The sequence below is a fragment of the Verrucomicrobium sp. BvORR106 genome (assembly GCF_000739655.1).
In the GTDB taxonomy this organism is placed as follows: Bacteria; Verrucomicrobiota; Verrucomicrobiia; order Verrucomicrobiales; family Verrucomicrobiaceae; genus Verrucomicrobium.
Genome location: NZ_BATR01000098.1, coordinates 1 through 11,930 on the forward strand (window position 1 = coordinate 1; position 11,930 = coordinate 11,930).

The 11,930-nt window shown below is 61.5% G+C and carries 8 protein-coding genes; 1 reads left to right on the forward strand and 7 read right to left on the reverse strand.

Annotated elements, in window-relative coordinates:
* From BV106_RS16965 to BV106_RS16990, 6 genes are all read right to left on the reverse strand, one after another.
* On the reverse strand, positions 1-1,342 hold a 1,342-nt coding region (locus BV106_RS16965), incomplete at its 3' end, for an HAD-IC family P-type ATPase (RefSeq protein ID WP_038166687.1).
* Entirely contained in the window at positions 1,343-1,918 is a 576-nt protein-coding gene (locus BV106_RS16970; RefSeq protein WP_038166690.1) for an RNA polymerase sigma factor, read from the reverse strand.
* Between the two features lie 219 nt (positions 1,919-2,137).
* Complete coding sequence (locus BV106_RS16975; RefSeq protein WP_081891830.1) at positions 2,138-3,079, reverse strand: class I SAM-dependent methyltransferase; 942 nt, start codon at positions 3,077-3,079, stop codon at positions 2,138-2,140.
* Between the two features lie 107 nt (positions 3,080-3,186).
* Positions 3,187-3,909, reverse strand: coding sequence for a glycosyltransferase family 2 protein (locus BV106_RS16980; protein WP_009960601.1), 723 nt, complete (start codon positions 3,907-3,909; stop codon positions 3,187-3,189).
* A 51-nt stretch (positions 3,910-3,960) separates the two neighbouring features.
* Complete coding sequence (locus BV106_RS16985; RefSeq protein ID WP_265595776.1) at positions 3,961-5,052, reverse strand: SAF domain-containing protein; 1,092 nt, start codon at positions 5,050-5,052, stop codon at positions 3,961-3,963.
* A 192-nt stretch (positions 5,053-5,244) separates the two neighbouring features.
* Complete coding sequence (locus tag BV106_RS16990) at positions 5,245-7,149, reverse strand: hypothetical protein (protein WP_265595777.1); 1,905 nt, start codon at positions 7,147-7,149, stop codon at positions 5,245-5,247.
* 372 nt (positions 7,150-7,521) lie between these two features.
* Here BV106_RS16990 and cimA point away from each other — a divergent pair, with 372 nt between their 5' ends.
* Positions 7,522-9,105, forward strand: coding sequence for a citramalate synthase (cimA, locus tag BV106_RS16995; protein WP_038166698.1), 1,584 nt, complete (start codon positions 7,522-7,524; stop codon positions 9,103-9,105).
* A gap of 184 nt (positions 9,106-9,289) precedes the next feature.
* Here cimA and BV106_RS35755 read toward each other — a convergent pair whose 3' ends face one another.
* Complete coding sequence (locus BV106_RS35755) at positions 9,290-11,914, reverse strand: tetratricopeptide repeat protein (protein WP_081891834.1); 2,625 nt, start codon at positions 11,912-11,914, stop codon at positions 9,290-9,292.
* Positions 11,915-11,930: the final 16 nt, after the last annotated feature.

Consider the following 11,930-nt stretch of genomic DNA (forward strand, 5'->3'; position numbering starts at 1 on the left):
AGAGCAACGTGTCACTGCCCACCCGTTCAGCTTCCATTTCGAATCCGCCCGTGCCATTCACCGTGCCGCCAGTCACGGCATCGCCCGGTTGTTTCTCCACGGGGAGCGATTCCCCGGTGATCATGGACTCATCCACGCTGGAGTGCCCGTTGAGCACCCGGCCATCCACCGGCACCTTCTCGCCCGGGCGGACGCGCAGGCGGTCGCCCGTCTTCACCTCATCCAGCGGTATTTCCTCGTCCCCATGGGTGCCGATACGACGGGCCGTGGGCGGGGCGAGATTGAGCAGAGCCTTGATCGCGGAGCCGGTGCGGCTGCGCGCCCGCAGTTCCAGGACCTGTCCCAGAATCACCAGCACAATGATCACTGCGGCGGCTTCAAAGTACACCCCCACACTGCCATCGTGACCGGTGCGCAGGGATTCGGGAAACCACCCGGGGGCCAGCATGGCGACCACGCTGTACAGATAGGCGGCCGCCACCCCCAGGGAGATGAGCGTCCACATGTTGAAGTTCAGCGTCGTCAGAGAGCGCCAGCCGCGTCGGAAGAACGGCCAGCCTGCCCACAGCACCACTGGAGTGCTCAGGGCAAACTGCAGCCAGCGTGAGGGCTCACTGTCCGCCCAGGATCCATGACCCTGGCCCGGCAGCAAGTGGGTCATCGCCAGGATGAACACGGGCAGGGAGAGCACGGTGCTGATCCACATGCGCCGCGTCATGTCCCGCAGCTCTGCGTTGTCGTCTTCTGGTTCGTCGGCACCTGCCACCAGTTTGGGTTCCAATGCCATGCCGCACTTCGGGCAGTCGCCGGGATGATCCTGCTGCACCTCCGAGTGCATGGGGCAGGTGTAGATCGTGCGCGCCTCCGGTTTCCAGGCCGGATTTCGATCCAGCGCCATGCCACATTTGGGGCAGTCACCGGGCTTGTCGGACTCCACCCCCGGGCACATGGGACAAAAATACTTGGCCGAGGCGGAGGGCTTCACCTCTGCGCCGCCGTGATGATGTTCATGTCCGTGGCCACTGCAGCAAGATGCCGCTGGGGCAGGCTTTACGGGAGCGGGGGCGTGTTGCTTGGAACCACCGCCACAGCAGGAGGACGGGGCCGGTGTCTGCGGCTTGGTTGCCTGAGGGGCTGGTGTGGAAGCTGGTGCACCGCCACAACACGAGTTTCCATGCGCGTGAGCTTCGTGATGCTCATGCTTCGTTGCGCCAATACCCACGAACTTCGTCCGGCAGTGCTCGCTGCAGAAGTGCCAGGTCTGGCCATCCTTCTCGGCGCTCAAGCTCGTCGCCGGATCCACCATCATGCCGCACACCGGGTCTTTTACCTTGTCCATCATTCAGTTCCTTCCATTGAAATTGTGGTTGTCGTGGGCCTGAGATGGAGCATCACAGGTGCAGTCCAGACACCCGTGGGTGGCACAGCTCTGGCAGCTCAGCTCCAGTCTCTCCCGCAGTTGCTGGCGGGCACGATGATGGCGTACGATCAGGTTGTTTCTCGTAATCCCGAGTCTCGCGGACGCCTCGTCCGTGCTTTCACCACCCAGGTCCAGCCGCTCGATCAGCTCGGCGTACTCCGGTTTCAGAGTCGGCAGCAGAGCCTTCATGCACTGGCACGTCACGCGATCCTCCTCGGCATCCGGGGTCACCTGTTGCTCCAGCTCCACCTTCAGCTTTTCCACCGCCCGGGCATGCACATCATCCCGCCGGTACAGATCAATGATCGTCCGGCGCAGGATGCGGTAAAACCACGCCTTGGCGCTCTCATCTTCCCGTAGTTCCCCGCTGGATCGCAGGGCCTTCAGCAGGCTTTCCTGCACCGCGTCCGCAGCCAGTTCCGGGCTGGACAGGCGCTTCCGCGCAAAAGCGAGGAACTCGCTCAAGTGTTCCAGCAAAGAGGTTTCTAGAGTCTTCATTCACCAAGGCTGACGCAAAGCTAGGGCGCTCATTACAGTGTACGCGTCTGAGCAGTGAAGAAATTTAACCACAGAGCCACAGAGAACACCGAGGAGGCAAAAATTATGAATTAGGAATGATGAATTATGAATGGGCTTCCTCTGACTGGGTCTTCGTGCCGATCAGGGGCTCCATTCCTAATTTCCAATTCCTAATTCATCATTTTTTGGAAGTTCCCTCTAGCTCACTTTCTTCCACAGCAATCCCAGGAACAGCGGGAACTCCTTCCGCGCTTTGTTCTCCGCCTTGGCCCTGGGGCCGGGTTCGCTTTGTTTGTGGGAATACCATTCCTGAAACCCGGCAAGCACGAGGCCGGCGGCGAAGCCTTTGGCGAGCAGGTCGGAGAGGCTGAGGTGAAAGGAGGTAGTGGTCTCGCTCTCCCGTTGGCCAGGGTGCATGACGATGGGGATGGTCAGCGGGCTGCCATACGCATCAAGGCGGCGATATTGGATCTTGGCCTCTTCATCAAAGCCCCAACTGGTCTGGCGGGGGATGCGGAAAGTGGGGTGGTTCATGGCCCAGAGCATGCGACCGCCCGGCTTCAGCACCTTGGCGGTGGCCTGGCAGACTTCGCCTAGGTGCGCCATGTTCTGGATGCAGAGGATGGCGGAGATGGCGTCGAAGGTGCCCAGGTCGTTGAGCTTTGCTGCGTCCCGCGCCACATAGCGGATGGGGGCAGGGGAGGGGTAGGTCTTGGCCCGTTTGATGAGGGAAGGGGCGGCGTCTACGCCGGTGACCTTGGCTCCCTCGGCCGTCAGGGCGCGGGAGAAGACCCCCTGTCCACAGCCAAGATCGAGGATAGCTTCGCCTGCCTGCGGCTTGAGCAGAGCCAGTGCCCCGGGGATTACCACTTGCTGGTAAAGTTCTGAACCGTTTTCGCCCAAGATCCGATCATACCACTGCGCCGACTGCTCCCAGGAGGTGGCATGCTTCCTCAAGCCTGCAGGACCGTGCCCTGGTCTGAATCCTGGCCGCGTCGGACTCTGGCAACCTTCTGTGCCTCCTTTTTGCGGTCGTGGTCCACGATAGGGGGCGGGAGAGGAGGAGCGTTCCTCCTGCTCTCCACGACGACGACGGTTTTGGTTCTTGTCGCCATCACGATCACGTTTCTGCCAAGCCATCTGTCAGAATAGCCGGATTGAGGGAGATCGAAACCGCAAAAGCAAAAGGGCTCCCGAAATTGGGAGCCCTTTGCTGAGAGTCTCGTGAATCGATCTGCGGGAGAGGCTTACTTCTTCCCAGAAGAGATTCGCTCGAAGAAATAGGGGATGGAGATCTTTAGGCACTGGATGCCGTAGCGCAGCGCCTTGGAGAAAGGGATGGAGCTGCTGTCTTCCTCGTACACCGTGGGGCAGGTCACCTCGCTCGTGGCGAAGTCATGCCGCAACGCGCCAATGAGCATCTGGTTGTCGAAGATAAAGTCGTTGCGGAATTCGTGGAAGGGCACCGTTTCCAGCAGCTTGCGGGTGTAGCCGCGGCAGCCGGTGTGGAATTCACTGTGGCTCACGCCAAAGCACCAGCCCATCACCATGGTGAGCAGGCGGTTGGGCAAATAGCGCCAGAAGGGCATGGTGCCGCGGGCTCCCTTGCCAGAGGTGCGGGCGCCCAGCACGAGGTCGTGGTAACCCGTGGCCAGCATGGCCGCCATGGGAAGGGTCACCTTGGGTGGGTACTGGTAGTCCGGGTGAAGCTGGATCACGATGTCCGCGCCAGCGTCCAGAGCCAGTTGCAGACAGCGCTTCACGTTGCCGCCATAGTTCAGGTTCTTCTCGTTGCGGAAGACAGAGATGCCGAGCGCCTGCGCAGTGGCAAAGGTGTCGTCTTTGGAGGCGTCATCCACCAGGATCACGATGTCCACATACTCGCGTGGGATGTCCGCGACGGTCTTGCCCACGGTTTTGGCCGCGTAGTACGCGGGCATGGTGACGGCGATCTTTTTACCAAGAAGCATGTGTGAGAGTGGTGCGTTGAATGACGGGAGAACGCCACCCGGAAGCAGGCATCAAGCCAGTTCCAGACTTTGTTGCCGGATGGAATCCCATGCCTTTTTGGCGAGGCTGTTGGGAATGTCCACATCGGAAGTCATCAAAGTCTGTCCCGCCGCAACGGAGTGCCGCAACCGGGCGCCGGAAAGGAGGCCGATGGGTGGCGCATCCGGTAGCTCTGTGATGCGGACCGTTTCACCACGCAGCTCCACACTGCCGATCGCGGCTTCTATGAGCGTGCCAGCAGGAAGATCCTTTTTGGCCACGGCTACCACATTGATCTTGGGCTGCGCGCTGTTGTTCAGCAACACTCCGCCACCAGCGATGACGCGGCGCAGGGTGCGCGGCAGTTCCAGGTGACAGAGGTGATAGGGGCGCAGCAGGGTATAGTACGGCCCATCACCTAGCTTCAGGTAGCGCAGTACCTGGGGGCGTTCGGTAGGGTGCTCGCAGGTTACGAAAACTCCGGCGGGCAGTTTTCGGTTGAGCACGTAGTCACTGAGCGGCGTGCCCAGTCGTGTGGCTTCGGCACCCAGCAGGGCACCTGCTTCATCCAGCGTCAGGTCCTGTGGACCCAGCATGCCGCGCTGAGCGATATCCGCACCCAGCCCATTGGCCACTAGTGCTTGCTCGATCTGCAGCTTGGTTCCGTCGGTGAAGCTCGTCACCTGCGTCCGGCTGATGCCGTTGCGGCTGGCCCAGTAGGCCATTTCTTCCTCTTTCGGATGATGATTGAGGAAGCCCTTGATGTTGCCGTACACCAGCGGATTGAAGCCCATCTGCACCGCCTCTTCATGCAGGGCGGCCAGGGAGCCGGGTTGGTCGCCTTCTGCCTCGGTCAGCAGACCGCTGTTGCAGAAGTACGAGCCCACAGTCACGTGGAACTCCGCGCCCATCGTCACCACCGGCAGGCCTGCCTCATGGGCAGCCTGCACAGCATTGCTGGCGTGAAGAATGTCCCCGCTGCACTCCACGATCACGTCAGAGTTGGCCATCAGGTCCTCCATGGACCGCGTCAGCAGGTTGGAATCGATCTCCCGCACGGAGTTCACCGGTCGCCGGGTCAGCACCCGAGACACCGCCATATCCGGCGTGGAACGCAATACCAAGCACAAGCCCACGGCAATGAACCCAGTCCCTACAATCCCAATTCTTGTTGGGACTGTACGAGATATTCTGGGCGTCATGGGGCTTGGCATCCGGGGTAGTTTTGCGGGGAGTCGCGGATACTGCCGACAACTGCCGCGAAAGCAAACGAATCCAGCAAGAAGCGTGATAATCTTGCGGGGAAAAACAATTGCCTAGCGAGGATTTTGTCCGCGATATCGATACACATCGCGGGAAGTAAAGGGCATGAGTCCGGAAAAGTGTCCCACATGTTCAAATTGTGCGGGATCCTCCAGCACAGCGATCACTTCCGCCAAGGTGGGATTGGATTTTTGAAAGCCCACATCCCCCAGATTGAAGTAGAGCTGGCGTTTGCTGCGGTCTGCTTCTTCAAGCAAGACGCGAAACTCTGCCAGGTTGTCCGCCCGGTACATGGCCGGGTCGTATGCTTCGGTGAACATGGAGAGAGCGCCGCCCATCACTTTCTTGTCGAAGTCGGGGTGACGCGGGCTCATGATCTCCCGGTAGCTGGCCACCGACTCACGGGAGGGCTCGATGGGGTGGTGCCGCATCCGATCCCGGGGGACGGCGGTGATCAGGACAAATAGCGTGGTCACGGCAAGCAGCAGTCCATGCCGATGCTTCACCCGCCAGCGCGCCATGCCTGAGGCGGCGGCAGAAACCAGCATGAAGAGGCCCGGTAGGAACGGTAGCAAGTACCAGGGGTAGGGCTTGTTCTGCCCTGCCGCCATGTGGGCGAGCATCAAGACGGGTGGTGCCAAGACGAAGATCAGGAGCAATCGGCGAGTCCGGTCAGTCACCAGCGCCCACAGACCCACGAGCAAAGTCAGGAGCAGCGTGCCCATTCCCGCTGCAAACAGCACGGGGTGATCACCAAATGCGGCGGAGAGGTGGTGGTGAAGCGGGTTGGTCTCCCGGCTCCACGAGTTCCAGGGCTGGCCAAAGACCCAGCCGGAAAAGGAATCCTGCCACCAGCGTAGATCCATCGTGCCGTGGATCTCCCCCTTTTTCATAAATTCCAGCAACTGTGGCCAGCAGGGGGTGAGGTAGCCCAGCACCAAGAAACAGGTGACCAGCCCGCCGACGATCCATCGGCTGGCGAGGAGGAATCTAGCCGACCACGTCAGGGACGGGGTCCAGAAGGCGACCATCACCACAAGATTGAGCCCCGCCAGCAGGTACACGCTCTGGAAATTGCTCCAAAGGATGAAAAACTCCAGCACCCCCATGAGCACCCACCAGCGCCAGAGTCCAGTCTGGAGGGCGCGACCCACTACTCCCACCAGCGCGGTGGCCCCCAGCATCACGAAACCGTAGCCGCGACCATCTACGGCAAACCGGATGAACCACGGATGCGCCGCCATGAGCAAGACCGTCCACCAGCCACTGAGCCCCCAGACCCGCAGGGACCAAATCATCAGCGCCAAGGTCGCCAGACCGCCCACGAATACTGGCGCGCGCAGGAGCGCTTCGTTGAACCAAGGGGCGTCCGGCCCGGTGCCGGGGCGGAAAAAGGTCTCATGGGAGAGCCGGGCAAAGGCGCTGTACCCCAGGTGGTTCGTAGGCTTGCGCATGTTCCACAGAGTGGTCGCCCATGAGCGGGGCTCAATGGTGAGTGTGCCGTCGGGCTGGCGCTCCACCTTGTCCAAGATAAACCGGCTGGCGTTGAAATCCTCATCTCCCCACATGGAGAGGGTCAGTCGAGGGCTGTTCATCCACGCCCCCAGTCCCACCACGCCCACCAGTCCCAGCGTCTGCCATCTGGTCCAGCGGGGGCGGGTAGGGGACTCCACAAAACTCATCCCTTCTTGCCGCTGCCGACCCAGCCAGGGGCTGGCCAGGAGCAACAGGGCGGACAGGCACAGATTCAGCTTCAACCCCTTATAGAGCCACACGGGTACGTAGGCCTCAGGTGCCACCACTTTGCCCTCTGCCTTCAGGCGCTCAATCCGACGCTCCTGTTTAACTGGCTGGTCGATCGTCAGATACGCCGTCAGGAACCCGGCAAACAACAGGGCGCTTGCCAGGACCAGAACACGGGATTCACGCAGCGGCAAAGAGGAGGGGACACGAAACATCCGGCCGCGACCATGGCTTTGAGGCTCCGTCGAGGCAAGCGCCAACTCCATCTCCTTCCCCGAGAGGGAGCCGTCCTCATCCAACAACGAGGAACCAAGAACTTGCTCACTTTAAAACTCCTGCTATCCTCCGCGCCTCATGTCGTCCGCAGCCTCCATCTGGCTCATTCGAATTATCTAGGGCTTCTGCAGCGCCTGAAAGGCGTTTTCTTGTGCAGACAGCCCGCATCCTCCCTCCCGACTGAGCGCCCGGACCCGGCGTCGAACTGGCGAAAGATTGACCTCGCCATCCCCCGGTCCGCCTTGCGCAAGACGCTCTTCTTTGCTTTTCTCGTAACCCTGCTTTTTTTCGCTACTTCCTCTCCGCTTCTTATGATCACTGCACCGAAAGTTTCCCTTTATGACACCACGCTCCGTGATGGGACGCAGGGTGAAGGCGTAAACTTCAGCTCGCTCGACAAACTGCGCATCGCCCACGAGCTCGACAGCTTTGGCATGCACTACATCGAGGGCGGCTGGCCCGGCTCCAACCCCAAGGATGTGGAGTTCTTCGAGCTGGCCAAAAAGCAGACATTCAAGCATGCCAAGATCGCTGCCTTCGGCAGCACCCGCCGTGCCGACCTGGCCGTGGACAAGGATCCCCAAGTGCGCACCCTTTTGGAGGCGGAGACGCCGGTCGTCACCTTCTACGGCAAGAGCTGGCTCCTTCACGTGACCGAAGTGCTGCGCACCACGCCTGAAGTGAACCGCGCGATGATCCGCGACACGGTGCGCCACTGCAAGGAGGCCGGTCGCGAAGTGTTCTACGACGCAGAGCACTTCTTTGATGGGTTCAAGGACGAGCCTGAGTATGCCCTTTCCACCCTTGAAGCTGCTCTGGAAGGTGGGGCCGATGTGTTGGTTCTGTGCGAGACCAATGGCGGTACCCTTCCTCACGAGATCGCTGAGATTGTTGCCAAGGTCCAGGCCCGTTTCCCGGAGGCCAAGCTCGGCATCCACAGCCATGATGATGGCGGTCTCGGCGTGGCCAACGCTCTCGCCGCCATCCGGGCAGGCGCCGTGCAGGTGCAGGGCACGATGAACGGTTACGGCGAGCGTACCGGTAACTGCAACCTGACCACCGTCATCCCCAATCTCCAGCTCAAGATGGGGATCCCCGTGGTGGGGGACCTTACCAAGCTCACCGTCCTCTCCAAGTTTGTGGACGATGTGGCAAACCTCCCGCACTTCAACCGGGCTCCGTTCGTCGGCAGCACTGCTTTCTCCCACAAAGGGGGCACGCATGTGAATGCCGTGCAGAAACTGGCCCGCAGCTATGAGCACATCCAGCCCGCCAGTGTGGGCAACCGCCAGGTGGTGTTGGTGAGTGATATGTCTGGCCAGGACAACATCCTTCACAAAGCTACCGAGCTTGGCTTCCCGCTCCAGCGTGGCTCTGCGGAAGTGAAGCGCATCCTCGATCACGTGAAGACCCAGGAGAACGAAGGCTACGAATACGAAGCCGCCGATGCCTCCTTCGAGCTCGTGCTCCGCAAGGACCTGGGTCAATTCACCCCCAGCTTCAAGCTGCTGGAGTATCACGTGAGCCACCGCACCCACGGCGAGCGTGGCTTCGATACCTGCGAAGCCACCGTCAAAGTGGAGGTGAATGGCGAACGCGTTTACACGGTGGAGGAAGGCGACGGTCCGGTGAACGCCCTTGACCGCGCCCTGCGCGTTGCCCTTTCCAAGGCCCATCCGGAAATCGCAACCGTTCAGCTCTGCGACTACAAGGTCCGCATCATCGATAGCCGCACCGGCACCGCTGCCAAGACCCGCGTGCTGATCGAGAGCACCGATGGTGTGAACCACTGGGGCACCGTCGGTGTGAACACCAACATCATCGACGCCAGCTGGGAAGCCCTCGTGGACAGCCTCGAGTACTTCCTTTCCAAGAAGGCGAACTACGCGGAGTAGAGTCGTCCGGGCCTTGCGGACAGCTTGTGACGGAGTGGCAGTGCATGCTGCCCTTCGTCTGCGCGCCATTCGTCGCGCGAGACTGCCCCTTGATGAGGCCGGGCCTACAGCCCTCACAAGGCGGCAAGATTCTCCGTTTCCCTGATGGCCTTGGCCAAATTTTTCACCCTTGGCGCACCGCGCCTCAGTTCTTCCCAGGGCTCTCAGGTACCAGCCGTGACAGCAACTGCTCGTACCGTTGCCGGTGAGGATGTCCTTCAGGGAAGATTTGGCGGGCGGTGGTGACCGCATGTTGTGCCAATGTCACGGCCTCCTGGGGGCGACGGAGCTGCACGCAGAGACGGGCGTAGTTGTACGACGTCATGGCGGTGTCGGGGTGGAGAGAGCCCAGCACCCGGAGTTGAGCTTCCAGCGTGCTCCGATAGAGGGGCTCTGCCAGATTGAATTCGCCCTTGTCCAGCAGCAGGTTGGCCAGGTTCTTCGCGCTCACCAGGGTGTCTTGATGCTCTGGGCCGAGGATGCGTACCCGTCCTTCATAGGAGGCGCGGTACAGCGTTTCTGCCCCGTTCACATCCTGGCGGTCGGCCAGGACGTTCGCCATGTTGTTCTTGCTGCTCAGAGTGTCGGGATGGTCGGGACCCAAGATTTTTTCCCGCAGCTGCAGCGTGTGCCGGTAGAGGGGCTCCGCGGCACCCAGGTCTCCCTTGCGATAATGCAGGGTGGCCAGGTTGTTCATGCTGGAGAGGGTCTCCGGATGCTCCGGGCCATAGAGGCTTTGGGACAAAGAGAGCAGGCGTTCCGAGAGCGGTTGGGCGGAGGCGAAGCGACCCAGCAGCCGATGCAAGGCGGAGAGCCAGCGCAGGGCGGCCAGTAGATTGGGAGAGGAGATTCCTTCGTTGCGCTCAATGGCGCGGAGCAGAGCATGCAGATGCGGCTCCAGCACTTGGTAGCGTTCCGTTCCTCCCACGACGCTCCGGGTCTTCCAACACTGGCGCAGGTAGGTGAGCACCCAGTCTCTCCAGCGTTGGTAGACGGACCGTGGATCAAAGATTGAATGTTGCTGGATGGGATCGCGCCATTCCCACTGGAGCCGGGCGGCCTCGGCCAGACCTACGCTGGTGAGCGTCCAGGCTTTTTCTTTCGTTCCGGGCTCTGCCCCTGGGACTTCCTGTTCCGTCAGGAAACCGCGCCGCGTCAGGTGCTGCAGTGGCTCCTCCACCTCACTGGGGCGCACGCCCATCGCGGTGGCGATGGAGAGGGTCGGCGCTGGGGTGGGGGCGTGCAGGGAAAGGGCATACCATGCGGGCAGGGCGGCTGCATCCAGCCCGCTGAAGGACTGGGCGCACTGGGCGAGAATCCAAGGGACGTTCTTCTGCTCGGAGGCGATGGTTTCGAGGAAATCAATGCCGTCTCTCCGCAAGCGCGCCAGGTACGAGGAGGGAACAATCTGCTCTGACGCCAGATGCTGGGCCGTGAGCTCCAGGATCAGCGGGTGGGCTCCCATGCGGCCGGCGATTTCCTGCCAGACAGGGTCGTTGAACTGAGGCAGCGAGTGAGAAGTCGAGTTCGCGTAGGCGGTGGCCGCTCCCGAGGTAGCCGCGGCAGGGAAGTTGCCTGTCGCTCCCACTCCGGCAAGTTCTGGTTCCGGCACTGCGGCGACGGCCTCGCGCGAAGGTTCCTTGTCCAAGCGGGAGCGATAAAGGCAGAACGCTCCGTCTTCCAGAGACAGCGGGTGCACGGTCACGGTCGGGACGCCTGGCAGGACAAAGGGCTCCAGCGCCTCCACCACCAAGTGGGCAGGGCCGGCCAGCTGCAAGAGGCGTCCCAAGTTCTCCGCGACTTCAGCGCCTTCCAAGATCAAACAGACGTCTGGTTTGGAGAGGAGCTGCTTTACCGCCGCCTCATGCTTGGTGTCAGGAATGTCTCCCAGACCAGCCTGGGTAAGGATGGTGGCCAAGGCAGAGTAGTGGCCTTGCGCCTCATGAAAATTGTAGCGGAAGACTCCGCCAGGGTAGGCACCGGGCGCGTCTGGGCCGGGTGCGATCTGGGCCAGCGAGGCCGCTATGAGCGAACTCTTGCCGATGCCGCGGCTTCCGGTGACGCTGACCCGGTGGGAGCTCTTCAGCGCCTGTTGAATGGATTCCTTCTCCAGGGTCCTCCCTACGAAGTTCGGCGCTGGCTGCGGAACGTGCCACGGGGGAGTATGGCGCGTCGGCGGCGGTTTGATGAAAAGTTCCGTGCCCGCGGTCACCGACGTCGCCGGTGGCAGTTGAGGGCTGGCTTGTGCAGGCGGAGGGGCGGGGGATTGTGCGAGTTGCTGGCGGGTCTCGTCAATCCAGCCCTTCAATCGACGAACAATGGCCCGCAGGGCTTCCATGTCCTGCACGCGGATCTCGGCTCCATTGTGGCGGACCAGACGTTCCTGATGGGAGTGTTGCAGGGTGACGGCCTCCTCCTGCTCGGGCGGGTGGGAGAGGGAAGGGAAGTCCGCATCGCATACCACGGTGAAGACTTTTTTCCCCAGAGATCTCGCCATTGCATATTCCAGCTGGGCGTAGCTCCGGCGGGGTTCCGCCGTCGGGCGGTTGGCAGGCTCCGGGCCGAAGCAGCTTCCTGCCAGATGGATCATCGCATCGCACTTGCTGATGTGGTGCTCCATGAGACTCCAGGCGGAGGCCCACTGGGCAGGGTAGTTGTCCACATGGACCGGCGTGGCCTCCATCTGTAACATCTCCGCCCGCACCAAGTTGACCGCTATGCCCAGGTCAGGACTTGCCGCGCTGATGTAGATCTCCGGTCGCCTTATCACAATCAGTAGTTGGTAC

What these genes read in the sequence shown, in the direction of transcription:
- BV106_RS16975 (WP_081891830.1), bottom strand. Translation starts at nt 3,079, where the DNA reads ATGGCTTGGCAGAAACGTGATCGTGATGGCGACAAGAACCAAAACCGT.
- cimA (WP_038166698.1), top strand. Translation starts at nt 7,522, where the DNA reads ATGATCACTGCACCGAAAGTTTCCCTTTATGACACCACGCTCCGTGAT.
- BV106_RS16990 (WP_265595777.1), bottom strand. Translation starts at nt 7,149, where the DNA reads ATGTTTCGTGTCCCCTCCTCTTTGCCGCTGCGTGAATCCCGTGTTCTG.
- BV106_RS16970 (WP_038166690.1), bottom strand. Translation starts at nt 1,918, where the DNA reads ATGAAGACTCTAGAAACCTCTTTGCTGGAACACTTGAGCGAGTTCCTC.
- BV106_RS16980 (WP_009960601.1), bottom strand. Translation starts at nt 3,909, where the DNA reads ATGCTTCTTGGTAAAAAGATCGCCGTCACCATGCCCGCGTACTACGCG.